25 protein-coding genes are annotated in these 23,532 nt (G+C 71.2%); 15 read left to right on the plus strand and 10 right to left on the minus strand.

What is annotated here, in order from left to right; all coding sequences use genetic code 11:
- Positions 1-3: 3 nt before the first annotated feature.
- The 3 genes from ACH4TV_RS11695 to ACH4TV_RS11705 form a co-directional block, all read right to left on the minus strand.
- The gene (locus tag ACH4TV_RS11695) at positions 4-714 is read right to left on the minus strand and encodes a phosphatase PAP2 family protein (protein WP_398396810.1); all 711 of its coding nucleotides are present in this window, start codon (positions 712-714) and stop codon (positions 4-6) included.
- A gap of 69 nt (positions 715-783) precedes the next feature.
- Complete coding sequence (locus ACH4TV_RS11700) at positions 784-1,719, minus strand: M56 family metallopeptidase (protein WP_398396812.1); 936 nt, start codon at positions 1,717-1,719, stop codon at positions 784-786.
- Between the two features lie 104 nt (positions 1,720-1,823).
- On the minus strand, positions 1,824-2,399 hold the full coding sequence (locus ACH4TV_RS11705) for a DUF5134 domain-containing protein (protein WP_398396814.1): 576 nt from the start codon (positions 2,397-2,399) through the stop codon (positions 1,824-1,826).
- Positions 2,400-2,830: 431 nt separating this feature from the next.
- On the opposite strand from ACH4TV_RS11705, the gene ACH4TV_RS11710 reads away from it, so the two are divergent.
- Positions 2,831-3,400, plus strand: a complete 570-nt coding sequence (locus ACH4TV_RS11710) for a MarR family winged helix-turn-helix transcriptional regulator (protein ID WP_398396816.1) — start codon at positions 2,831-2,833, stop codon at positions 3,398-3,400.
- Between the two features lie 39 nt (positions 3,401-3,439).
- Here ACH4TV_RS11710 and ACH4TV_RS11715 read toward each other — a convergent pair whose 3' ends face one another.
- The gene (locus tag ACH4TV_RS11715) at positions 3,440-4,201 is read right to left on the minus strand and encodes a VOC family protein (RefSeq protein ID WP_398396818.1); all 762 of its coding nucleotides are present in this window, start codon (positions 4,199-4,201) and stop codon (positions 3,440-3,442) included.
- 432 nt (positions 4,202-4,633) lie between these two features.
- Here ACH4TV_RS11715 and ACH4TV_RS11720 point away from each other — a divergent pair, with 432 nt between their 5' ends.
- Positions 4,634-5,173, plus strand: a complete 540-nt coding sequence (locus ACH4TV_RS11720) for a GNAT family N-acetyltransferase (RefSeq protein WP_398396820.1) — start codon at positions 4,634-4,636, stop codon at positions 5,171-5,173.
- 27 nt (positions 5,174-5,200) lie between these two features.
- Here the strand turns inward: ACH4TV_RS11720 and ACH4TV_RS11725 are convergent, their stop codons facing one another.
- Positions 5,201-5,884 carry a glycerophosphodiester phosphodiesterase gene (locus ACH4TV_RS11725; protein WP_398397755.1) on the minus strand — a complete coding sequence of 228 codons (684 nt, stop codon included), beginning with the start codon at positions 5,882-5,884 and terminating at the stop codon, positions 5,201-5,203.
- 289 nt (positions 5,885-6,173) lie between these two features.
- Here ACH4TV_RS11725 and ACH4TV_RS11730 point away from each other — a divergent pair, with 289 nt between their 5' ends.
- The 5 genes from ACH4TV_RS11730 to ACH4TV_RS11750 all read left to right on the plus strand — a co-directional run bounded on the left by ACH4TV_RS11730 (position 6,174) and on the right by ACH4TV_RS11750 (position 10,806).
- A complete protein-coding gene (locus ACH4TV_RS11730) occupies positions 6,174-7,571 on the plus strand; it encodes a DUF6421 family protein (protein ID WP_398396822.1) in 1,398 nt (465 codons plus the stop codon).
- Positions 7,572-7,612: 41 nt separating this feature from the next.
- Positions 7,613-8,368 carry an SDR family NAD(P)-dependent oxidoreductase gene (locus ACH4TV_RS11735; RefSeq protein WP_398396824.1) on the plus strand — a complete coding sequence of 252 codons (756 nt, stop codon included), beginning with the start codon at positions 7,613-7,615 and terminating at the stop codon, positions 8,366-8,368.
- Entirely contained in the window at positions 8,365-9,435 is a 1,071-nt protein-coding gene (locus ACH4TV_RS11740; RefSeq protein ID WP_398396826.1) for a threonine aldolase family protein, read from the plus strand. Before ACH4TV_RS11735 ends, ACH4TV_RS11740 begins: the two co-directional genes overlap by 4 nt.
- A 78-nt stretch (positions 9,436-9,513) precedes the next feature.
- Positions 9,514-10,107: a transglutaminase domain-containing protein gene (locus ACH4TV_RS11745; protein WP_398396828.1), complete on the plus strand. Its 594-nt coding sequence runs from the start codon at positions 9,514-9,516 to the stop codon at positions 10,105-10,107.
- A gap of 9 nt (positions 10,108-10,116) precedes the next feature.
- The gene (locus ACH4TV_RS11750) at positions 10,117-10,806 is read left to right on the plus strand and encodes a B3/4 domain-containing protein (RefSeq protein ID WP_398396830.1); all 690 of its coding nucleotides are present in this window, start codon (positions 10,117-10,119) and stop codon (positions 10,804-10,806) included.
- Between the two features lie 133 nt (positions 10,807-10,939).
- On the opposite strand, the gene ACH4TV_RS11755 is transcribed toward ACH4TV_RS11750, so the two are convergent.
- Positions 10,940-11,668 carry a lysophospholipid acyltransferase family protein gene (locus ACH4TV_RS11755; protein ID WP_398396832.1) on the minus strand — a complete coding sequence of 243 codons (729 nt, stop codon included), beginning with the start codon at positions 11,666-11,668 and terminating at the stop codon, positions 10,940-10,942.
- 190 nt (positions 11,669-11,858) lie between these two features.
- Complete coding sequence (locus tag ACH4TV_RS11760; protein ID WP_398396834.1) at positions 11,859-12,275, minus strand: DUF4395 domain-containing protein; 417 nt, start codon at positions 12,273-12,275, stop codon at positions 11,859-11,861.
- A 75-nt stretch (positions 12,276-12,350) separates the two neighbouring features.
- On the opposite strand from ACH4TV_RS11760, the gene ACH4TV_RS11765 reads away from it, so the two are divergent.
- From ACH4TV_RS11765 to ACH4TV_RS11780, 4 genes are all read left to right on the plus strand, one after another.
- Entirely contained in the window at positions 12,351-12,764 is a 414-nt protein-coding gene (locus tag ACH4TV_RS11765; RefSeq protein WP_398396836.1) for a TlpA family protein disulfide reductase, read from the plus strand.
- A gap of 232 nt (positions 12,765-12,996) precedes the next feature.
- On the plus strand, positions 12,997-13,515 hold the full coding sequence (locus tag ACH4TV_RS11770; protein ID WP_398396838.1) for a flavin reductase family protein: 519 nt from the start codon (positions 12,997-12,999) through the stop codon (positions 13,513-13,515).
- A gap of 232 nt (positions 13,516-13,747) precedes the next feature.
- Positions 13,748-14,533, plus strand: coding sequence for an electron transfer flavoprotein subunit beta/FixA family protein (locus ACH4TV_RS11775; RefSeq protein WP_398396840.1), 786 nt, complete (start codon positions 13,748-13,750; stop codon positions 14,531-14,533).
- 76 nt (positions 14,534-14,609) lie between these two features.
- Positions 14,610-15,572 (plus strand): electron transfer flavoprotein subunit alpha/FixB family protein, encoded by a 963-nt coding sequence (locus ACH4TV_RS11780; protein WP_398396842.1) that lies wholly within the window; start codon positions 14,610-14,612, stop codon positions 15,570-15,572.
- Positions 15,573-15,628: 56 nt separating this feature from the next.
- Here ACH4TV_RS11780 and ACH4TV_RS11785 read toward each other — a convergent pair whose 3' ends face one another.
- The gene (locus ACH4TV_RS11785) at positions 15,629-16,534 is read right to left on the minus strand and encodes an endonuclease/exonuclease/phosphatase family protein (protein ID WP_398396844.1); all 906 of its coding nucleotides are present in this window, start codon (positions 16,532-16,534) and stop codon (positions 15,629-15,631) included.
- Positions 16,535-16,750: 216 nt separating this feature from the next.
- Between ACH4TV_RS11785 and ACH4TV_RS11790 the strand changes: the two genes are divergently transcribed.
- Positions 16,751-18,040, plus strand: a complete 1,290-nt coding sequence (locus ACH4TV_RS11790; RefSeq protein ID WP_398396846.1) for a DUF6986 family protein — start codon at positions 16,751-16,753, stop codon at positions 18,038-18,040.
- A gap of 111 nt (positions 18,041-18,151) precedes the next feature.
- Positions 18,152-20,104, plus strand: a complete 1,953-nt coding sequence (locus ACH4TV_RS11795; protein ID WP_398397757.1) for a protein kinase — start codon at positions 18,152-18,154, stop codon at positions 20,102-20,104.
- Here the strand turns inward: ACH4TV_RS11795 and ACH4TV_RS11800 are convergent.
- Entirely contained in the window at positions 20,050-20,844 is a 795-nt protein-coding gene (locus ACH4TV_RS11800) for a hypothetical protein (RefSeq protein WP_398396848.1), read from the minus strand. The two genes, ACH4TV_RS11795 and ACH4TV_RS11800, sit on opposite strands and share 55 nt — an antisense overlap.
- A 7-nt stretch (positions 20,845-20,851) precedes the next feature.
- Positions 20,852-21,916, minus strand: a complete 1,065-nt coding sequence (locus ACH4TV_RS11805) for a LacI family DNA-binding transcriptional regulator (protein ID WP_398396850.1) — start codon at positions 21,914-21,916, stop codon at positions 20,852-20,854.
- A gap of 230 nt (positions 21,917-22,146) precedes the next feature.
- On the opposite strand from ACH4TV_RS11805, the gene ACH4TV_RS11810 reads away from it, so the two are divergent.
- Positions 22,147-23,100 (plus strand): ROK family protein, encoded by a 954-nt coding sequence (locus tag ACH4TV_RS11810; protein WP_398396852.1) that lies wholly within the window; start codon positions 22,147-22,149, stop codon positions 23,098-23,100.
- Positions 23,101-23,214: 114 nt separating this feature from the next.
- The gene (locus ACH4TV_RS11815) at positions 23,215-23,418 is read left to right on the plus strand and encodes a hypothetical protein (RefSeq protein ID WP_398396854.1); all 204 of its coding nucleotides are present in this window, start codon (positions 23,215-23,217) and stop codon (positions 23,416-23,418) included.
- Positions 23,419-23,532: the final 114 nt, after the last annotated feature.

The raw sequence follows: 23,532 nt of genomic DNA on the forward strand, positions 1-23,532 counted from the left end.
ACCCTACCGGGGCGCGGTGGCAGGCCGGCGCGGCTCGGGTCCTCGTCCGAACCGCTCGTACGACATCACTGCCAGCGCCACCATGAGCGCCCCCAACAGCCATCCGGCGACCACGTCCGTCGGCCAGTGGACGCCGAGCCAGATCCGGGTCAGGCCGACACCCACGACCGAGACCACCGACACGGTGACCGCGATGCGCCACACGACGGGTCCGGCGCCGTACCGGCGCAGCAGCCACAGCAGGAGGCCGCACACCACCGTGGCGGTCATGGCGTGGCCCGAGGGGAAGGCCGCGTAGTGGGCCGAGTCGACGGGGTCGGGCCACACGGGGCGGGCGCGGCCGACCGCGGCCTTGAGGGTCTGCTGGAGAGCCGTGCCCAGCGCACAGGTCGCCACCAGCCACAGCGCGAGCCACCACGCGGAGTGCCGCCACACCAGCCACACCGTCACGACCGCGCACAGCAGGCGCATCGTCACAGGGTCCCACACCCAGTCCGTCAGGATGCGGAACGCGTGCGTGAGCCCGGGTTCGTCGACCGCCCAGCGGTGGGTGGCGCGGGCGATGTCGCCGTCGAGGGTGATCAGCGGATGCCAGTCGGCCGCGACGAGCGCGAGGAGCAGCACGGATGCGATGACCAGGGCTGCCGTGGTGCGCAGGGCGCTGGGCGGGGCCGGGCGGCGCAGGGGCGGGGAGTCGGCGTGCGGGGGGCGCATGGTGCGATCCTCGCCGACCGGTGGGGCAGGAGGCCAATTCCGGCGCCGGAGTGCGGGGTGGCCGGCCGGTTATCCGAGTGCCCGCAGCCCCGGTACGAACGCCACCAGCACCGGGACCACCGGTACCAGGGACGCGGCGGCCGTCAGCCGCAGCCGGCGGGCCGCCGTCAGCCGGTCCGGTGCGGTGAGGAGCCTGCGTACCCGCTGCGGGACATGTGCCTGCGGGGCCGGGGACGGCCCGAACACGCCCCGGTCCTCGTTGAGTTCGACGAGTGCGAGAGCGGTCGTCAGGCGGCCGAAGCGGCGCGAGGCCATGTCGTCGGCGGCGAGTTCCACCAGCCGGTGCATCTCGGCCCGGAACGAGGCGAAGACCGGCACCTGCGGAAACCCGTTGGCCAGCGCCCCCGAACAGTGCAGCAGCCAGTCGTGGCGGGCCCGCGCGTGCCCCTGCTCGTGCGCGAGCACGGCGTCCAGCTGCCGCCCCTTGAGGCGGCGCAGCGCGCCCGTGGTGACGACGAGCCCGGGTGCGGTGCCGGACAGCCACCAGGCGTCCGATCGCTCGCCCTCCAGGACCACGAGCCGGTCGGGCTCCGGCTTCTCGCCGGGCAACAGCGGGGCGCGGACGAGGAGTTCGGCCTGCCGCAGCCTGCCCCGGCGGCGCGCCCGCACGACCTCACGGACCAGCATCGCCGCGGTCCACACGGCGCCGCACGCCAGTGCCACGGCCGTCGTCGCGGCCCACGTGGGGGAGGCCCCGAGGGCGTACGCCTCCACGACCGCGTGCGGAGCCGGGGCGAACACATGACCGCGCACGGCCTGCCAGGCGGCCGCCGCGCTCAACGTCATCGACAGCGCGCAGCACATGAGTACGGCCGCCACCACGCACTGCCACACCCACAGCGCGACCACCGGTTCGCGGTCCGGCCAGTCGGCGCGGGCGAGCAGCCGCGGAGCGACGACGGCGGTCAGCGCGCCGAGCAGCAACAGTGCTGCGGGGACCATCATGGGTGCAGCCTATGAGCGGGGCGCCGCTCAGACCTACGGTCCGTCGCGGCAAAGTGACGCAGACCACGGATTCGTACAGTCGGCATACGGTCGGACGCGTCCGGTCAGAGCGTGAGCAGCATGGCGACCATCGCGATGCCCATGGACAGACGGCAGGCGCGCGCCAGTTCGGGCCGGTCCCCCCAGCCGAGCGCCCCCGACTCCGTCCCACTCCCACCCCTCCCGCCGCCGACGGCCAGGACCGGTACGGAGAGCAACCGGACACCGGACAGCAGCACGTACCCGGCGAAGTAGAGAAGCAACGCCGTGGTGAGCAGCGGGACTCCGGAGCCGCCGGAACCGTGGTGGTGACCGGGGGCGGTGGCCATCGCGCCCGCCATGTAGGCCATGGCGAACGCGCCCATCAGATGGTGCAGATGATGCGGCTCGGTCCGGGCGTCCCACAGGGCGCGCAGGGCGGCCGTGCCGAACACGGCCGCGTAGACCAGCCAGGCCCAGCGCGGCGGAGTGAGTACGACGGCGGGCACGGCCATCGCGGCCATGCCGAAGCCCATCAGCGCCTCGCCGCCCGCCGCCCGGCGCTGTTCCTCGACGGTGCTGCGCATCCGCAGCAGGCAGTACATCCCGGTCGCCGCGCACAGCGCTACCAGCAGCCACCCGGGCGAAGCCGGACCGTGCACACGCACCTCCCCCTCGCCCCCGAGACCTCCGCTGAAGGGATGCCCGCGCCGGGCGGTGCGCATACGAGCGCAAGGGTGTACGCGGGGGAGCGTAGGCCGGAGCACCGCAGGTGAGAGGGCATGTCCTCCGGGCGAGGCACTGGCTGACCCCGAAACGGGAGCTCTGAGCGCGACCAGCCGCCCCGAACGCGCTCAGACGGACGTACATCCTGTTACCCGCGGCACCGGGACTCCGCCCACCGCGGCCTCGCCGACCTGCGCGGCACCGCCGATCCGGCGGTCGGCGAGAGGCGGCGGCGCACCCGCCCCCGGGAGCGGCTGGTGCTCGCCGAACGGTTCGGACACCGTACGCTCGCCGCGACGGTACGACGGCGGGGGCCGCGGCCCCCGGCCGGCGCGGGCACGGACAGGACGACGGAGGACGTACGGCCATGACGGCAGCGAACGGGGGGACGGCCCCCGGGGGAGGGGCGCCGGCCGAGAAGACGGTCACCGGGGCGCGGGACACCGTGGCCGGAGTGGTACGGCAGTGGCAGGCCGTTCATCCCGGCCTCGACACCGGCCCCATCGAGATCATCGGCCGTATCAACCGCTGCGCCGCCCTCCTCCAGCAGGCCGAGGACGCTCCGCTGCGCCGGGTCGGGCTCACCCGTCCCGAGTTCGATCTGCTCGGCGCGCTCCGGCGCACCGGCCACGAGCTGACCCCGAGCGAGCTCGTCCGCGAGACCTTCTCCTCCGGGGCCGCCGTCACCAAGCGGCTCAAGCAGCTGACCGAACGGGGCCTGGTCGAGCGGCGTGGCGACACCCGGGACCGGCGGGTCGCCCACGTCCGCCTCACCGACGCCGGACGCGACCTCGTCGACGGGGTGCTGCCCGAGCAACTCGCGTACGAGAGAGCCGTGTTGTCCGGGCTCAACCCGACCGGGCAACAGGAACTCGGGGGACTGCTGGGCGAGTTGCTCGGCCGACTGGAAGGCCGGCTGGGCGCGCTGCGGGTCTGAGCCGATGCCGGGCGTCATCCTGTGGGGAGTCGACCCGGGTCAGCCCTTCTCGCGCTCCCGGTGAACACCGAACACCGCACCCTGCGGATCCCGCAGCACCGCGATGCGCGGGCCGTTCGGCACAGTCGTCGGCTCCATGGCGATGGCGGCCCCCGCCCCGGCCGCCGCGTCCGCGGAGGCGTCCACGTCCTCGACGGCGAAGTACGGCAGCCAGTGCGGCGGCACCTCGGGCGGGTACATGTCGTTCATCGCGAGCATCCCGCCGAACTCGGCGCCTTCGACGCCGAAGTGCGTGTACTGCGGGGACGAGGTGACGGACCAGCCGAAGACCGCGGTGGAGAACGTCCGAGCCCGCTCGGTGTCGCGCATCGCCAGCTCCACCCAGCCGAGCGTCCCCGGGGCGTTGAGCAGACCCGCACCCGCGAACCCCCGGTCCTGCCAGAGATGGAAGGGCGCGCCGTCGGGATCGGCGGCGGACGCGAACCGTCCCATGCCCGGCACGTCCCCGGGTTCCCTCACCACCGAGCCGCCCGCCGCCCTCAGTTTCGCCAGCGCCGCGTCCAGGTCGGCGACGGCGAACGTCACGTACCCAGGCGACGGGCTGCTTCTCCTCGCCCAGCGGCACGAACGCGGCGACCGGCGCGTCCCCGAGGCGGGCCGTCGTGCAACCGCCCATCTCCTCGCTCGCGTCCGTCTCCGGCCGCCAGCCGAAGAGGCCGGTGTAGAAGCGGTCGCCTCCAGATCGGTGGTGCCCAACTCGGCCCAGCAGGGTCCGCCGGTCACGGGCTTGTCGAACTTCATGGCGTCACGGCCTTCCTCAGGGCGTGTGCGGTCCACTGTTCTCCACGCAGCACGCCAGGGCCTGTCCGGCGGATCGGGCCGCAGGGTGTCAACGGCGCCTCATCAGCGCAGGTGAGCGGGGTCTGGTGCGTTGAGCTGCAAGGCGGAGGAGGGCGTCGACGCGATGGGGGTCCCCCCGCGCGAGCGCAGCCGAGCGTGGGGGAGTCGGCAACCGACGACAACGCCGCAGATCGGCGTGCCAGACCTCGCGTCTGCGGAATGATCCGCCGGACAGGCCCTGGCCGCGGCCGTCCGGCGGCGCACCCCACGAGCACGGCCAAGGCCCCACCGGCCCGCGGCAGACGAACCGCATATCCCGCGGAGCGCTTGGTGGGACCGGCGTTACCCTCGTGGGTGCCGCAGCAGAGACCGAGAAACCGGAGAACCGCCGCCATGGACCCCGCCACCACCGGACCGACCTTCCGTGACGCCACCGAGGCCGACATCGACACCCTGGTCGCGCTGATCGAGTCGGCGTACCGGGGGGACAGCAGCCGGACCGGCTGGACCACTGAGGCGGACATCCTCGAAGGGCAGCGGAGCGATCCGCAGGGCGTGCTCGACGTCATCAAGTCGGCCGACAGCCGGCTGCTGGTCGTCGAACAGGACGGCCAAGTGGTCGCCTGCTGCCAGCTCGAACACCGCGGCGACCACGCCTACTTCGGGATGTTCGCGGTCAGCCCGGCCATGCAGGGCGCCGGCCTCGGCAAGGTGATCATCGCGGAGGCGGAACGGTCGGCGCGCGAGACCTGGGGCGCGCGGGCGATGCACATGACCGTGATCTCCGTACGCGACGACCTGATCGCCTGGTACGAGCGGCGCGGCTACCGCCGTACGGGAGAGATGAGCCCCTTCCCGTACGGCGACGAGCGCTTCGGCATCCCGCAGCGGGACGATCTCCAGTTCGAGCTGCTGGTCAAGGAACTGGACTGATCACCGGCGTGATCCGCCGGGCAGGCCCTACGCCGTGAACCGGCCCGTGCGTTTGATCTGCGGGTAGTCGGTGGTCGCGCCGTCCAGCTCCAGGGCCCGTACGAGGCGCAGCTGGTCCTGGGTGTTCACCACCCAGCCGATGATCCGCAGGTCCGCCTTTCTCGCCCGCTCGACGATCTCCAGGGTGAGGCGGCGGATGTTGAGGCAGACGGTCGAGGCGCCGGAGCGGGTGGCGCGGTCCACGACGTCGGTGCCGTACCGGCTGGCGATGAGCGCCGTGCGTACCCCGGGCACCAGGTGGGCGATCTCGGCGATCGCCTCCTCGTGGAAGGAGGACACCTCGACCCGCCCGGTCAGGTCCCGCTGCTGCATCACCTCGGCCAGTGCCCGCGCCGCCGCCGTGTTCTTGATCTCGGCCTGGAGCGGTGCGCCGACGGCGTCCAGGACCTCCTCGAAGACCGGCACGCGTTCGTCACGGCCCGCGTCGAGGGCGCGCAGTTCGGCCAGGGTCTTCTCGGCGATGGCGCCGGTGCCGTCGGTCGTGCGGCCCACGTCGCTGTCGTGCATGACGACGAGGGCGCCGTCCTTGCTGAGATGCAGATCGAGTTCGATCATGTCGAGGCCCGCCTGCTCGGCGGCCACGAACGAACGCAGCGTGTTCTCGGGCTCCACGCCCATGATTCCGCGGTGCCCGATGGTCAGGAAGTTCAAGGTCAACTCGCTTCCGTCGACGGCGGCTCGGCTGCCGCAGCCTAACGGCCCGGCCCAGCATTGAACCCGTACAGACGCGCCGGAACGGACGGCCGGATGCGGTGAATTCGGAAGGGGTGTGAACTAGGCACTGCCGGGTAGCGGAAGTGACCGTGCTCATGGTTTCCGGCAGGAAAAAATACGGTGACCATGGGGTGTCACAGGATAATCTCTCCTGTCCGGCCTTGCGGTCGGGAATCGCGGACACATACGGTGTCCTTACGCGAGGTTCTCCCGTGGAGGATGGGACATGACGGAAATTCTTGTGCAGGCGATTGCTGAGGAGCGGGTTTCTCCGCTCGGCAGGGTGGTGGAGCACCCGGCATGGCCCGTGCTCAAGGATGCCGTGGAGCAGATCCGGCCATGGCAGGCCAAGGACGGGGCGATCGACTTCGACCGGGAGGACGCCCCGGACCCCGCGGACGTCGATCTCGCGGTACGGCGGGTCGTGGACGCCGTGGCCGAACTCTCCCCGCTGCTCCCGCACGACACCGCCTACCACCAGGCCCTCGCCAAGGACCTGCGGCGCTGGTCCGACAGCGGCTTCAGGGTGCCCGACTTCCTCGACTCGCTGCTGGCCTTCCAGCCCGCCGCGAGCCGCGCGGACGGCCTCCAGCACCTGGTGGTCTTCCCGATGTACACGCAGAACGGCAACCCCGACCGCAACCTCGAAGCGGTCGTCCTGCGCATGGTCTGGCCCGACTGGCTGGCCGAACTGGAGCGCACCCGCTACGACAACCCGCTGTTCTGCGGCATCACCTTCGAGGACTTCACGGCCGGGTACGACACCAACTCCGCCGTCCTCTTCCCGGAGACCATCGCCGTGCGCGAGGCGCCGGAACGGTTCACCTGGGGTGGCATCTTCTGCGACCGCGAGGCCGCCCGCTTCCGCCGCGTCACCGATGCGGCCGTCGACATCCTCGGTCTCCAACTGCCCGAGGACGTCGCCGCGATGGTCCACGACCAGAAGCGTTGCGAGGAGGCCTTCGTCCTGTGGGACATGGTCCACGACCGCACCCACAGCCACGGCGACCTGCCCTTCGACCCGTTCATGATCAAGCAGCGCCAGCCGTTCTGGATGTACGGCCTGGAGGAGCTGCGCTGCGACCTCACCGCCTTCAGGGAGGCCGTGAAGCTGGAGGCGGAAGGCGTCCCGCAGGCCCGTGACGTGCAGTTCGCCGTGCTGTTCGACCGGATGTTCCGCTTCCCGGTCACCGGCGAGCGCGTCCGCAACTACGACGGCCTCGGCGGCCAGCTCCTCTTCGCCTACCTGCACCAGCACGACGTCGTCCGCTGGACCGACAACAAGCTGCACATCGACTGGCAGCGCGCCCCGCAGGTCACCAACCAGCTCTGCGCCGAGATCGAGACCCTCTACCGCGAGGGCATCGACCGCCCCAAACTCGTCCACTGGTTCAAGGCGTACGAGCTGGTCTCCGCCTATCTCGCCCCGCACCCGGGCTCCCGCTGGGCCAAGGGCTCCGACGCCCTGGACCTGAGCCAGCCACCCCGCAAACTCGTCGACGACGTGCTTCCGGACGAGTTTCCGCTGAGCATGTTCTATGAGGCCCTCTCCAAGAAGCTGAAGAACGTGATCGCCTCCACCAAGGGGATCACCGCGGAGAGCGCCGAGCGGGTCGCCGCATGAGCGACCGCGCCACCGAAAACACTGCTCAGGAGGCGATGAACATGGGGAACGGGGCTCTCAGCGGTGCGGTGATCGCGGTCGCGGGCGCCGGCGGACCGGCCGGCCGGGCGGCGCTGCTCAGGCTCGCCGAGGCGGGCGCGACCGTCGTCGGCTCGGACAACGATCCGGAGCGGCTGGCCGAGGCCGTCGACGCGGCGAGCTACGCGCACGGCGGCGCCACCGTCGTCGGTGACACCGTCGACCTGCTGGACCTTCAGTCGACCCGTGACTGGGCCACCCGCATCGAGAAGGACTTCGGGCGCGTCGACGGCCTGGTCCACCTGGTCGGCGGCTGGCGCGGCAGCGAGACGTTCACCAAGACCGTCCTGGACGACTGGGACCTGCTGGAACTGCTGCTCATCCGCACCGTCCAGCACACCTCCCTCGCCTTCCACGAGGCGCTCCAGCGCAGCGAACGCGGCCGGTATGTCCTGATCAGCGCCGCCGGCGCGAGCAACCCCACGGCGGGCAACGCCGCGTACTCCGCCGCCAAGGCCGCCGCCGAGGCGTGGACGCTGGCCATGGCCGACTACTTCCGCAAGGCCGGGAAGTCGGAGGGTGCGGACGGGCCGACGTCGGCGGCTGCGATCCTGGTCGTGAAGGCGTTGGTGCACGACGCGATGCGCGCCGAGCGCCCCAACGCGAAGTTCGCGGGCTTCACCGATGTCACGGAGCTGGCCGAGGCCATCACCGGCGTCTGGGAGCGGCCCGCCGCCGAAGTGAACGGGAAACGTCTGTGGCTGACCGAGAAGCCGTGAACCCTCCGAAGACCGACGCACGCCGTCATCACGACCCGGAGACCCGCGGTTTCGCCAGTGACAACTACGCGGGGGCCCACCCCGAGGTGCTCGCCGCCCTGGCCCTGGCCAACGGCGGGCACCAGGTCGCGTACGGCGAGGACGCGTACACGGAGAACCTCCAGCGGATCGTCCGCAGCCACTTCGGCGCCACGGCGGAGGCGTTCCCCGTCTTCAACGGCACCGGCGCCAACGTCGTCGCGCTCCAGGCGGTCACCGACCGCTGGGGCGCGGTGATCTGCGCGGAGAGCGCGCACATCAACGTCGACGAGGGCGGCGCCCCCGAGCGCATGGGCGGCCTCAAGCTGCTCACGGTGCCCACCCCGGACGGCAAGCTGACCCCCGACCTGATCGACCGGCAGGCGTACGGCTGGGACGACGAGCACCGGGCGATGCCGCAGGTCGTCTCCCTCACCCAGAGCACGGAACTGGGGACCCTCTACACCCCGGACGAGATCCGCGCGATCTGCGACCACGCCCACGCGCACGGCATGAAGGTCCACCTGGACGGCTCCCGCATAGCCAACGCGGCGGCCTCGCTCGACGTCCCGATGCGGACGTTCACCAACGCGGCCGGCGTCGACATCCTCTCCCTGGGCGGGACGAAGAACGGCGCGATCTTCGGTGAGGCGGTCGTCGTCATCAACCAGGACGCGGTCAGCCATATGAAGCATCTGCGCAAGCTGTCCATGCAGCTCGCCTCCAAGATGCGCTTCGTCTCGGTGCAGTTGGAGGCGCTCCTCGCCAAGGACCTGTGGCTGCGCAACGCCCGCCACTCCAACGCGATGGCCCAGCGGCTCGCGGAGGGCGTGCGTGCGGTGCACGGTGTGGAGATCCTCCACCCGGTCCAGGCGAACGCGGTCTTCGCCCGCCTGCCGCACGACGTGAGCGAGCGCCTCCAGAAGCGCTTCCGCTTCTACTTCTGGGACGAGAAGGCGGGCGACGTCCGCTGGATGTGCGCCTTCGACACCACCGAGGACGACGTGGACGCGTTCGTGGCCGCCCTCAAGGAAGAGATGGCGCGGTAGTCCGCATCCATGCATAGATATGCGTTCACCTGAAAAGTCATTGACTGTCGGGTGATCCCTTTCCTATGCTCTGGCGGCATGGAGCTGATCCAGAACACCCCCGACCTGTCCGCCTATTTGGCCGCCGACGAGGTCATAGACCACCACCACCCCGTGGTACGGGAGACTGTGGCGCGTCTCGCCAGGCGGGCCGCGGACTCGTATGCCTATGCGCAGGCCGCGTACGAGTTCGTGCGCGACACCATCCCGCACTCCGCCGACAGCGGTGACCCGCGGGTCACCTGGCGTGCCTCCGTCGTCCTGGAGCAGCGCACCGGCATCTGCTACGCCAAGGCCCACGCGCTGGCCGCGCTGCTGCGAGCGGAGGACATCCCCACGGCGCTGTGCTATCAGCGGCTCGCGCAGGACGACGGGGACGGCCATGTCGTGCACGGTCTGGTCGCCGTGCGGTTCAACGGCGCCTGGCACCGCCAGGATCCCCGGGGCAACAAGCCGGGCGTGGACGCGCGGTTCTCCCTCGACGGGGAGCGGCTGGCATGGGTCCCCGACGAAAAGTCCAATGAGGTGGACTATCCGGTCCTGTACGCTGAACCTCATCCGGCTGTGCTGGGCGCACTGAAAGCCGCGCCCGACCGGCCGTACCTGTGGAAGACGCTCCCCACCGCACTCTGAGGCAAGACGATGACACTCACCCTGACCGTGTCCAACGAGGTCCGCGCGCTCGCGCCCGGCTTCACCCACGTGGCGATCGAGGCCCACGGCCTGGTCAACGGGCCCAGCACCGACGCCAGTTCGGCGCTCCTGGACGAGGCGGCCCGCCGGCTCGCCGTACGCTTGGACGGCAAGGCTCCGCACGAGGACCCGCACATGGCCGCCTGGCGGGACACGTACACGGCGTTCGGCTCCAAGCCGTCGCGCACCCGCAACTCGGCCGAGGCACTGGCCAAGCGGGCACTGTCGGACGCCGGCCTGCCCCGGATCAACGTCCTGGTCGACCTCTACAACGCGATCAGCGTGGCCCATCTGATCCCGGTCGGCGGCGAGGACCTCGACCACATCCAGGGCGGCATGCGGCTCGTACGCGCCACCGGTACCGAGGACTTCGTGACCGTGGCCGGGGGCGAGGAGACCGTCGAACACCCCGACGCGGGCGAGGTGCTGTGGCGGGACGAGGCCGGCGTGACGTGCCGCCGCTGGAACTGGCGCCAGGGCCCCCGCACCAGGCTCACCGAACAGACGACGTCCGCGATCTTCCTCCTGGAGTGCCTGCCCCCGCTACCGACAACCGAGGCGGAGGCGGCGGGCGCGGAACTCGCCGAACTGCTGGAGAAGTTCAGCCCCGGCGCACGGATCACGGTCCGGGACGAGTGAAGCTTGGGGGTGTGGGGGCTGCGCCCCCACAGGGGCGCGAGGCTGTATCGATCTGCGGCTCCGCCGCGTGGGCGCGACAAGCCCCCACCGCCCCGCAGCAAACGAACTACCTAACCGCGCGCCTCCGAAGGGCCTACCGGGCCTCGGCCTCGCGGACCTGTTCCGGCGTCGGGGCCGTGCCGCCGAGGTGGGCCGGCATCCACCAGGTGTCGTCCGGGCCCTTGGGGCGTACGGGGTAGGCGCGCTGGGCGGCTTCCAGGAGCTCGTTGACGCGCTCGCGCACCTGGCGGGTGATCGCGCCCGCGTACTTGTCGCGGGACGCCTCGATGGCCTCGCCGACCCGGATCGTGATCGGGGTGTGGCTGCGCTTGAAGTTGCGCGGGTGCCCCTTGGTCCACAGGCGCTGCGTGCCCCACACGGCCATCGGGATCAGCGGGACGCCCGCCTCCTGGGCCATGCGGGCGGCGCCCGACTTGAAGCTCTTCAGCGTGAACGACTGCGAGATCGTGGCCTCGGGGAAGACGCCGACGATCTCGCCGGAACGCAGGGAGTCCAGGGCGTGCGCGTAAGCCGTCTCGCCGTTCTTGCGGTCCACCGGGATGTGCTTCATGTTGCGCATCAGCGGACCGGACACCTTGTGCCGGAACACCGCGTCCTTCGCCATGAAGCGCACCAGCCGCTTCTGCGGGAGAGCGGCCAGACCGTCGAAGATGAAGTCCAGGTAGCTGATGTGGTTGCTCACCAGCACCGCACCACCCGAGCGCGGAATGTTCTCCGACCCCTTCAAGTCGATCTTCAGGTCCCAGGCCTTGAACAACGTCTGGGCGAGACCGATGGCGGGACGGTAGACAAACTCAGCCATGGACGGGGTGGACCCTTCTTCTGTTCTGCCTGGGAAGGGGGTTCCCGGCGGGAAACTTACGCAGCCGTAGGTTTTACAGCATTGCGCAGATCGTGCCCCAAGAACGGACGAGTGACCAGCCCTCGTGCCGGTGTACAGCGAGATTCTTGTCACGTGGTCCCTTGATCCACCTCGTGCTTTTAACCCCCCTTTACTCCGCGCGAACCGTCACCCGTCGTACGACCAGGTACATCTCGCACCCCAGGCAGTACCCGAACGCGGCGTTCAAAAACGCCGCCGCCAGTGCCGCCCCGGTAGCCGCGAGGCCCAGCCACTCCACACCCAGCGCGAACCCGGCGAGTCCCACGCCCGCGAAGACGAGCCCGACCGCCTGCGCGAACCGCGGCGGCTGAGGCGCCTCGAACTCCGTCGGCGGGCCGAGCCGGGGCCGGACCACCGTGCGGAACAGCCAGCCGTACGGGGAGCGCCCCACCCCGCCCGCCGCGCCCAGTGCGAACGCCAGCGTCTGCCAGGCCAGCAGCCACGTGCTCCCGGTGACCAGCACGACCGCCAGGACGGCGGTCGTCACGGCGGCCCCGAAACGGGGCCCTCTTGCATCGATGTCCATGAACCGATCATTCCGCAGCAGAAACGATTCGAGCAGGCGGGAATCTTTGCAGTCTGATGAACGCTGGAGCCGGGGATGACCGGAATCGTGGTGTGCGTGGCGGTGCTCGCGGCGGCGAGCGCCTTCGGGGTGCTGCATCGGCGGCGGAGCGGGAGAGTGCGCGTGCGCGGGCGTGACGACGGAAAGCGGCTCGGCGCGGCCGAGTTGGGGGAGAGCCTCGGAGAGCGGGCGACGCTCGTCCAGTTCTCCAGTGCCTTCTGCGCACCCTGCCGGGCCACCCGCCGCGTCCTCGACGAGGTGGCCGGCATCGTCCCCGGCGTCACTCACGTCGAGATCGACGCCGAGGAACACCTGGACCTCGTACGCGACCTCGACATCCTCAAGACGCCCACCGTGCTGGTGCTGGACGCCGATGGACGGATCGTGCGGCGGGCGACCGGGCAGCCGCGCAAGGCGGATGTGATCGCCGCACTGGGGGAGGCGGTTTGAGGCGTGCCGGGTATCCGATACCACCGCTGATGGTGTGTTCGGTGACGCATCTCCCAGATGCCGGAAGCCACTTGACTGCGCCCGCCATCTATCGTCAGCCTGACCCTATGCCTCCGGAACTCCTTCTCCACGCACGGGTCCACGTGGACCTTCTGCGCACCGCGAGCGCGTGCTGTCCGGGCCGTTGAGCAGCCGCCCGTCCGCTCATCGCCTCCCGCAGAAGGACAACTCCATGACGGCCACGCCCGGCCTCGGTGCCCCTCAGTCCATCGCCATCGCCTCTCCCGACCTCCTGCGCTCCGTCTTCCGGCAGCACGCGGCCGGCGTCGCAGTGATCACCGCGCAGGGGGGCTCCGGCCCCGTCGGATTCACCGCCACCTCCCTGACCTCCGTCTCCGCCGAACCCCCACTCGTCTCCTTCGGCATCAGCACCGGCGCCTCCAGCTGGCCCGCGATATCCGGGACCACTTATGTCGGCGTCCACATACTCGGCGAGCACCAGCGCGAGCTGGCGGCGACCTTCGCCCGCAGCGGCGCCGACCGGTTCGGTGCGCCCACTGTCTGGCGCGAGGGCCCGGAAGGAGTGCCCCTCCTCGACGGGGTGCTGGCCTGGCTGGTGTGCCGGGTCGTCGCGCGGGTGCCGGCCGGGGACCACCGGATCGTGCTGGCCGAGGTCGTCCTCGGCGATCCCGCGGGTCCCGGACGGCCGCTGCTCTACCACCAGGGCCGCTTCAACGGTTTGAGGGACTGACCGGTCGGTGCAAGGTGATGTCGGCAACACTGCATGACCGCCGAGTTCCGGTTACGCTGCGTTGCGAAGGTCACACACCAAAGCGCTTGCTCAGTGGGTGCGGAGCGGGTGTACTGGCGAGTAATATTTCGTTCGGGGCGCGGGCCGCCCCGACCGGGATCGGCCGCCTTGAGGTGCCTATGCTGCCTTCAGGAAGGCAGCCCGGAACAGACGATGCAGTAGGAGAGCCGGCGTGAGCTTGAGGATCGTTGTCACTGTGAAGTACGTGCCCGACGCCACTGGCGACCGGCACTTCGCCGATGACCTGACCGTCGACCGTGACGACGTGGACGGTCTGCTCTCGGAGCTCGACGAGTACGCGGTCGAGCAGGCGCTGCAGATCGCCGACGAGGCCGACGACGCGGAGATCACGGTCCTGACCGTCGGCCCCGAGGACGCCAAGGACGCACTGCGCAAGGCCCTTTCGATGGGCGCCGACAAGGCGATCCACGTCGAGGACGACGACCTGCACGGCACCGACGCCATCGGCACCTCCCTGGTGCTCGCGAAGGCGATCGAGAAGGCCGGCTACGACCTGGTCATCTCCGGCATGGCCTCCACCGACGGCACCATGGGTGTCGTACCGGCGCTGCTCGCCGAGCGGCTGGGCGTTCCGCAGGTCACCCTGCTCTCCGAGGTCTCCGTCGAGGACGGTGTCGTCAAGGGCCGCCGTGACGGCGACTCCGCGTCCGAGCAGCTGGAGGCCTCCCTGCCTGCGGTCGTCTCGGTCACCGACCAGTCGGGCGAGGCGCGTTACCCGTCCTTCAAGGGCATCATGGCCGCCAAGAAGAAGCCGGTGGCGGCCTGGGACCTGTCCGACCTCGGTCTGGAGGCCGAGGAGGTCGGTCTGGAGGGCGCGTACACCGTGGTCGACTCCGCCACCGAGCGCCCGGCCCGCACCGCGGGCACGATCGTCAAGGACGAGGGCGAGGGCGGCAAGCAGCTCGCCGAGTTCCTCGCGGGCCAGAAGTTCATCTAGGCCCCGTTCGAGGCTCGTTGAGCCTGTTCTCGTTGACCGCCCCCTCATCTTCCGCAAGCAGGAGAGTAGAAGTCCCATGGCTGAAGTTCTCGTCTACGTCGATCACGTGGACGGTGCCGTCCGCAAGCCCACCCTGGAGCTGCTGACCCTGGCCCGTCGCATCGGCGAGCCCGTCGCCGTCGCGCTGGGCGCCGGCGCCGCGGACACCGCCGCCGTGCTCGCCGAGCACGGCGCCGTCAAGGTCCTCACGCACGATGCGTCGGAGTACGTCGACTACCTGGTCGTCCCGAAGGTCGACGCCCTCCAGGCCGCCTACGACTCCGTGTCCCCGGCCGCCGTCCTGGTCCCGTCCTCCGCCGAGGGCAAGGAGATCGCCGCCCGTCTCGCGCTGCGCATCGGCTCCGGCATCATCACCGACGCCGTCGACCTGGAGGCCGGCGACGAGGGCCCGGTGGCCACGCAGTCCGCGTTCGCGGCCTCGTTCTCCACCAAGTCCCGCATCGCCAAGGGCACCCCGGTCATCACGGTCAAGCCGAACTCGGCCGCCGTGGAGGCCGCCCCGGCCGCCGGCGCGGTCGAGGCGCTCGCCGTCACCTTCTCCGCCCAGGCCACCGGCACCAAGGTCACCGCGCGCACCCCGCGTGAGTCGACCGGCCGCCCGGAGCTGACCGAGGCCGCGATCGTCGTCTCCGGCGGCCGTGGCGTCAACGGCGCGGAGAACTTCCCGATCATCGAGGCGCTCGCCGACTCCCTCGGCGCGGCCGTCGGCGCCTCCCGCGCCGCCGTGGACGCCGGCTGGTACCCGCACACCAACCAGGTCGGCCAGACCGGCAAGTCGGTGTCGCCGCAGCTGTACATCGCCAACGGCATCTCCGGCGCGATCCAGCACCGCGCCGGTATGCAGACCTCGAAGACGATTGTCGCCGTCAACAAGGACGCCGAGGCCCCGATCTTCGACCTCGTCGACTACGGCGTCGTCGGCGACCTCTTCGACGTCGTCCCGCAGCTCACCGAGGAGATCAACGCCCGCAAGGGCTGAGCCTCCTGAGCCGTCCGAGGCCCCCGTGACCGCACGACCGGTCACGGGGGCCTTGCTCATCCCAGGGTCAGCGAGGCCTGCACCGGCAGATGGTCGCTCGGGTACACCCCGTCGACGGAGAACGTGTCCATCGCCGCCCAGTGCGTGGTCACCCCGGGCGAGGTCAGGATCCAGTCGATGCGCCGGCCGTCGGGTCTGGGCGCTCGGTAGGCGGGGGCCGTCCCGTACGCCGGGCTCCGGGAGGCCGCCGCGTCCCAACTGTCCACGAGCCCGATGTCCAGCATCAGGTCGTACACCCGGTTGTCGTGGGCGGCGGCATTGAAGTCGCCGGTGACGATGACCGGCGTCGACGGGTCCCACCCGGCGATCGTCTTGCCGATGAGCTCCGCGGAGCGCTCCCGGGCGTACTGGCTGACGTTGTCCAGATGGGTGTTGAGGACGTAGAACTCCCGCCCCCCGTCGGTGAGATCGGCGAATTTCACCCAGGTCACCATGCGCAGCCAGTCCGCGCCCCAGGTGTTGGAGGCGATCGTGTACGGGGTGTCGGACAGCCAGTAGTGATCGAACTCGAGCGGGTCGAGTCTGCGGGTGTCGTAGAAGACCGCCATGAACTCGTCCTTGCTGCCGCCCCCTCGGCCGGTGCCGATCCAGTCGTAGTGCTCGCCGAGATCCTTCTCGATCATGCGCACCTGCTGGTAGAGCCCCTCCTGGATGCCGATGATGTGGGGCCGTGTGCGGCGCAGCAACTGCCGCATCACCGGGCGGCGCACGGACCAGGGCGGGGTCTTGTCGACGACGGTCGCGAAGCGCACGTTGAACGTCATGACGTTCAGGGCGCCCGGGTGCTCGCCGGCGGACGCCGGTTTCGACGAGCCCGCCGTGGTCAGCAGCGGCACGGCGATGGCGGCGGCCGCCGCGGACTTGAGCCCTTGGCGACGCGTCACTCCGACCTCTTTCGGCACGCGATCTCCTCTTCCTCGGAGCCAGGATGAACCTTGGACCTTGCTTACTCTGCCTACTCTGCCGACTGAATACGGAAGAAGATGCCGGGTCGGCAGTGACCAGGGGGACCGCATGGGGAATCCCACGTCGAGTCGGTGTTGACCGAGCTGAAGATCGGCAGCTAGCTTCGTTATACGGATTGTTGATTCCGTAGTGCGGAAAATGGAGGACTTGGAATGGGGCAGGGCCGGCAGGAGAACGTGGCGACGAGTCTCGCGGGCGCCGTCAGCGAGGAGATCAGCGCCTCCCTCGCGCCGGTCGACGCGGAGCTGGAGCGCCGCTACCCCGGAGACCCCGGCACCCGCCAGCCCGTCCACACCGTGTACGTCCCCGGGGACGCGTTCGCCGCGGACACCATCCGCTCCTGGGGCGACCAGGCCCTCGCCGCCCTCGATGAACACGCCCCGGACGCCGCCTCGTTCGCCGCAGTCCTCGGCCTGTCCGACGACCTCGCCGGACCCGTCCACGACCGCGTCCGCGCCAAACTCGAACGCGAGCCCATCGAAGACCTGCGCGTCGACTTCGAGGACGGCTACGGCCCGCGCCCGGACGCCGAGGAGGACGAGGCGGCGGCCCGCGCGGCCCGACTGATCGCCGAGGCGTACGAGAACGGCACGGCGGCCCCGTGCATGGGCATCCGGATGAAGTGCATGGAGGCGCCGGTGCGCGACCGGGGCATCCGCACGCTCGACATCTTCCTGACGGGCCTGATGGAGGCCGGCGGACTGCCCGAGGGGCTGGTCCTCACGCTCCCCAAGGTGACCTACGCCGAGCAGGTCACCGCGATGGTCCGGCTCCTGGAGGAGTTCGAGAAGGCGCGCGGTCTCACGGTCGGCCGGATCGGTTTCGAGATCCAGATCGAGACCAGCCAGTCCATCCTCGCCACCGACGGCACGGCCACGGTCGCCCGGATGATCCAGGCCGCGGAGGGGCGCGCCACCGGACTGCACTACGGCACCTTCGACTACAGTGCCTGCCTCGGCGTCTCCGCCGCGTACCAGGCCAGCGACCACCCGGCCGCCGACCACGCCAAGGCGATCATGCAGGTCGCGGCGGCGGGCACCGGCGTACGTGTCTCGGACGGCTCCACCAACGTCCTGCCGGTCGGCCCGACCGAACAGGTCCACGCGGCCTGGCGGCTGCACTACGGCCTCACCCGCCGCGCCCTGTCCCGCGCCTACTACCAGGGCTGGGACATGCACCCCCGGCACATCCCGACCCGCTACGCGGCCGTCTTCGCCTTCTACCGCGAGGGCTACGAACAGGCGGCGGCCCGTCTCTCCCGCTACGCCAACCGCGCCGGCGGCGAAGTCATGGACGAGCCCGCCACCGCCAAGGCCCTCAGCGGCTACCTGCTGCGCGGCCTGGACTGCGGCGCCCTCGACGTCACGGAGGTCACCCGCGCGACCGGCGGCCTGACCAGGACCGACCTGGAGGGCTTCGCGAGTCCGACGCGGCGGACCTGACGGCGGCGCCCGGGTTGCACCCCTGTCACAACAGCGGCCACGGCCTCCCGCTGTCACACCCGCCCCGTAATCTGTACGGACGCACGGGTGGGTCACACGAACGGGGCAGCGGTGTCTTCGGCGGAACACGGACAGACGGCCGGACAGCCGGAAGAGCGGCCGGAGGAACCGGCGGCGGACGGCACCGGTCGTCTGCTGGCCGGCCGTTACCGGGTCGTGGACCGGCTCGGGCGTGGCGGCATGGGCATTGTCTGGCGTGCCGTCGACGAGGTCCTCGGCCGCGAGGTCGCGGTCAAGGAACTGCGGACGTTCACGGACGCCGCCGCCCCCGAACTGGCCGCCCTGCGGCTACGGATGCAGCGCGAGGCCCGCGCGGCGGCCCGGATACGGCACCCCGGAGTGGTCGCCGTGCACGACGTCACGGAGGTCGACGGCCGCCCGCTGATCGTCATGGAACTGGTGGACGGCCCCTCCCTGGACGACGTCCTGAGCGAGCGCGGCACCCTGGACCCGCGCGAGGCCGCCGGGATCGGCGCCCAGGTCATGGACGCGCTGGCCGCCGCCCACCGCGTCGGCGTCCTGCACCGTGACGTGAAGCCCGGCAACATCCTGCTGGACGCCTCGGGCCGGGTCGTCCTGACGGACTTCGGCATCGCCACGATGGAGGACCCGGGCGACGGCTCGACCACTAATCTGACCCGCAGCGGTGAACTCGTGGGCTCCCTGGACTACTTGGCCCCCGAACGGGCCCAGGGCAGCGACCCCGGCCCCGCCTCCGACATCTGGGCCCTGGGCGCCACGCTGTACGCGGCCGTCGAAGGCGCCTCGCCCTTCCGCCGTACGTCGACCTGGTCCACGCTCACCGCGATCGTGGCCGAACCTCTCCCGGAGCCCCGCCAGGCCGGCGCCCTGGGCCCCGTCCTGCGGCAACTGATGGCCAAGCGACCGGAGGAACGCCCGGACGCAGAGACCGCGCGCGGCCTGCTGGAGGCGGCGGCGTCACCCCCGAGCGGTGTGAAGGACACGCCCACGACGGGCCTGCGACGGTACGAGGCGCCTGCGACCGGAGTGTCCGAGGATCCCGAGGCACACGCGGGGGAACCGGCCGAGCCGAGTGTCCCGGCGCCGTCGCCGGGGTTCGGGCCTCCCGAGCAGGTGTCGCCCGCCCCCGCACCCGCACCCGCCCCCGCACAGCAGGTGCCGCCCGGCTTCGGCCCGCCCGAGCCCGTGGCATCCGGAACGCCCGGTTTCGGCCCCGGGCCCATGTCCGCGCCCGGTGCGCAGGACCCCGGCCACCGCGCGGCCCCGACCACGTTCTCCACCCAGGATCCCGCCTCCGCCCAACCCCGCCGCAGGGGACGTGTGTTGCTCGCCGCCGCGGCCGTCACCGTTGTCCTCGTCGGTGGCGGAACAGCCGCCGCCCTGATCAGCAGCGCGGACGACAGCGAGGCGAACGCCCGGCCCGAGGTGTCGCAGGACACCGGTGCCGTCACGCCCTCCACCGGCACCGGCCGGGCCGACCTGGGCCTGTCCGGCCGCCCCACGCCCACCGGCAAGGGCGCCGACAAGTCCCCGACCCCGCCGACGGCACCCGGCGGAAAGGACAACACCGAGGCCGGGGACACCGCCCCCTCGGCCCCGTCGCAGACCTCAGGAAGCGGCACGACAGCCGGCGGCACCTCGGGCGGCACTTCCGGTGACGGCGGAACGACCGGCACGACCGGCGGAACGGGCACGACCGGCGGGACCAGTACGAGCGGCGGCGCGCCCTCCAGCCCCGCCCCCGCGTGCGAGCCCATAGGAGCCGGCAAGTACAACTGCACGGTCTGGGCCGAGGCCAAGTCGTACACCGCCTCCGGCACCGAGGTGGGTGTCCTCCACGCGGGCACCAACTACTTCTACTGCCAGCAGAACCTGGGCCGCCGCGAGACCTACGGCGAGTGGACGAACGTCTGGTGGGCGAAGACCGACGACGACAGCGGCAACGCCGGTGTCTACGTCAGCGACGTCTACGTACAGGGCGGCGACAACGACGCCCCGGTGCCCGGACTCCCGGTCTGCTGAGCGCGTACGTACGGCTCCAGACCGGAGGCGACGACCAGCCCCTCCGCCGCGAACAGCCGGGTACCCCGGTCGCACCGGTCGCGGTCGAAGCGGGCCCGGGTACAGAACTCCTCGGGTGTGACGCCGAACAGTTCCCTCAACCCCGGTGATCCGTCGAGGAGTTCGGTGAGCAGCCGGCGTTCTCCCAGATGCCGGCGCGGAGTTCCGGACCCGTCGTGCAACACCCCGCGCCGGTTGACGTAGGCGTACACGCCGGGCAGCCGCTCGCCGGAATCCAGCAACTTGACGCTCACCTCGGAGGAGGGGAGCCAGGCGCGGTCGTACGGGCCTGTCGGGGTCGTGACTCCCTCGCTGGCGTCGATGACGGCGAGCTGCTCCGCGTCGAGCCAGGTGACGAACAACTCCCGTACGTTTCCGGGGGCGTCGAAGGGCGACGCGGACACGTACCCCAGCAGGCTGACATGGGCCGAGACACCGACCTCGATCCCGGTGACCCGGGCCCGTGTCATCGGGAGCGGCGCGGAGATGCCGTACTCGGCCATCTTGTGCCGCAGTTGACCGGGGCTGGCATTCGAGCCGACGGCGAGGACCGGCACGCGGAAGGTGAGCGAGGGGGCGACGGGGAGGGGCAGGAAGTGGTCGCCGTCCAGGATTCCGGACACGGTCGGCCACACGCCCGGGTAGGTGAGCGGGTGATCGCGCGGTGCCTCGGCGAGGCCCAGGGACTCCAGGGTGCGCATGCCCGCCTCAGAGCGCCGGCGGGAGTTCGCCCGACCCGCGGGTGATCAGGCGGGTCGGGAGTTCGATGCGTTCCGGGGTCATCAGCGTGCCGTCCAGCTGGCGGAAGAGGCGTTCGGCGGCCGTGCGGCCGAGCTGGGCCGCGTCCTGGGCGACGACGGTGACGCCCGGCTGGAGCAGGTCGGCGAGTTCGAAGTCGTCGAAGCCCACGAGGGCGACGGGCCGGCGCTGCTCGTTGAGGACCCGGACGACCGTCACCGTCACCCGGTTGTTGCCCGCGAAGATCGCCGTGACCGGCGACGGCCCGGCGAGCATCTCCTCGGCCGCGAGGCGGACCCGCTCCGGGTCGGTGACGCCGAGCGACATCCACGCGTCCTCGACCGCTATGCCGACGTCCTCCATCGCGGCGCGATAGCCGCGAAGCCGCTCGGCGGAGGTGTGGATGCGGGGCATGTCGCCGATGAAGCCGATCCGGCGGTGGCCGTGCGAGATCAGGTGGGCGACGCCGTCGCGGGCGCCGCCGAAACTGTCCGACAGGACGACATCGGCGTCGATCTTCCCGGCCGGCCGGTCCACGAACACCGTGGCGACGCCCGCCTTCAGCTCGGGCTCCAGATACCGGTGGTCGTCACCGGCCGGGATGATCACCAGCCCGTCCACGCGCCGCGCGCACAACGCCAGCACCAACTCCTGCTCGCGGTCCGGGTCCTCGGCACTGGAACCGTTGATCAGCAGGGCGCCGTGGGCTCGGGCGATCTCCTCGACCGCCCGGCTCAGGGGGCCGTAGAACGGGTCCGCGAGGTCCTCCAGGACGAGGCCGATACTCGCCGTACTGCCCTTGCGCAGCACTCGCGCGCTGTCGTTGCGCCGGAAACCCAGCGCGTCGATGGCCTCCTGGACGCGGCGCTCGGTCTCCGGGGTGACCCCCGGTTCGGCGTTGACGACACGCGAGACCGTCTTCAGACCGACCCCGGCGCGTGCGGCCACGTCCTTCATGGTCGGACGGTTGCCGTAGCGGTTCTCCGGGCGGCGGGCGGTGTCGGCCACGATGCGCTGTCCTGTCCTGTCGTCCATGGGGATACGGCGATCCGCCGGGATTGTCGGTCCACGGTGATGCCCTGGACCATGGTGTGGTCCAGGGGAATGCGTCGTCCCTGGGTGTGTATGAGGATGTGGCGTCGAGCATAGGGCCTGGACAACGTTGTCAGAAGCGGGAGACACTGTCCACTGCTTATTCCGGCCTGCGCCCCCACCATCAGACCGGCCTGCCTTTTCGCCATGGTTGACAGGGAGATCCGACACTGATGCACACCGACCTCGTGGCCGCGCTCGACATCGGCGGCACCAAGATCGCCGGAGCGCTGGTGGACGGCCACGGCCGGATTCTGCTGCGCGCACAGCGCCCGACGCCCGCACGGGAGGGCGGCGAGACCGTGATGAGGGCCGTCGAGGAGGTCGTCGCCGAGCTGACCGGGTCGCCGCTGTGGGGACGCGCGACAGCTGTCGGCATCGGCAGCGCGGGGCCTGTGGACGCCTCCGCGGGCACGGTGAGCCCGGTGAACGTACCCGGCTGGCGCGGTTATCCGCTCGTCGAGCGGGTCCGGGCCGTGACCGGGGGCCTGCCCGTCGAACTGATCGGCGACGGTGTGGCGATCACGGCCGCCGAACACTGGCAGGGCGCCGCCCGCGGCCACGACAACGCGCTGTGCATGGTCGTCTCGACCGGGGTCGGCGGCGGCCTGGTCCTCAACGGGCGGCTCCACCCCGGTCCCACCGGCAACGCGGGCCACATCGGTCACATCAGCGTCGAACTCGACGGCGAACCCTGCGCCTGCGGCTCCCGAGGCTGTGTGGAGCGCATCGCCAGCGGCCCCAACATCGCGCGCCGCGCCCTGGCCAACGGCTGGCAGCCCGGGCCCGACGGTGACACCTCCGCCGCCGCGGTGGCGGAGGCGGCGCGCGGCGGCGATCCGGTGGCCGTCGCCTCCTTCGAACGCGCGGCGCAGGCACTCGCGGCGGGCATCGCCGCCACCGCGACCCTCGTGGAGATCGACGTCGCCGTGATCGGCGGGGGAGTGGGCAAGGCCGGAGACGTCCTGTTCACGCCCCTGCGCGCGGCTCTGAAGACCTACGCGACCCTGTCGTTCGTCCAGCGCCTGGAGATCGTACCGGCGCAGATGGGCACGGACGCCGGCCTGGTCGGCGCGGCCGCGGCGGCGCTGACGCGCAGTGCGGACGCGACGACGGCGGGCGTCTGACGCGGGTTCGTCGGCTCGGCATGGACGGCGTACCGGCGACCGCAGTGGCGAAAGTGAACCGATCCGGGTGATCCCGGGCGTGACCCCTGCCCCGGTTCCGCAGTTGAGCCGGGCATGAAGAAGCGCAGCATGCTCGCCATCGCCTCCCTCGCCACCGGGTTCGTCGTCGCGGCGATCACCCCCTCCCACGGTCTCGCCGGCGACGCCCTCGGTGACCTGAGCGTGGACGACACGCTCAGCGCCCTCGACCACACGGTCGCCAGCGACAGCCTGGCCGTGGACGAGAGCGCGCTGGGAGGCGACAGCACCAACGGCTGACGAGCCGGAAGGTGACCAAGTGGCGCCGGTGACCCGTGTGACGGGGCACCGGCGTCGCTGTGTGCGCGCCCTCAACTGGATCTGGTTTCCGTGGCAGGGTGAAGCGGGCAAGCC

It is taken from the genome of Streptomyces sp. NPDC020898, assembly GCF_044333925.1.
Lineage (GTDB): Bacteria > Actinomycetota > Actinomycetes > Streptomycetales > Streptomycetaceae > Streptomyces.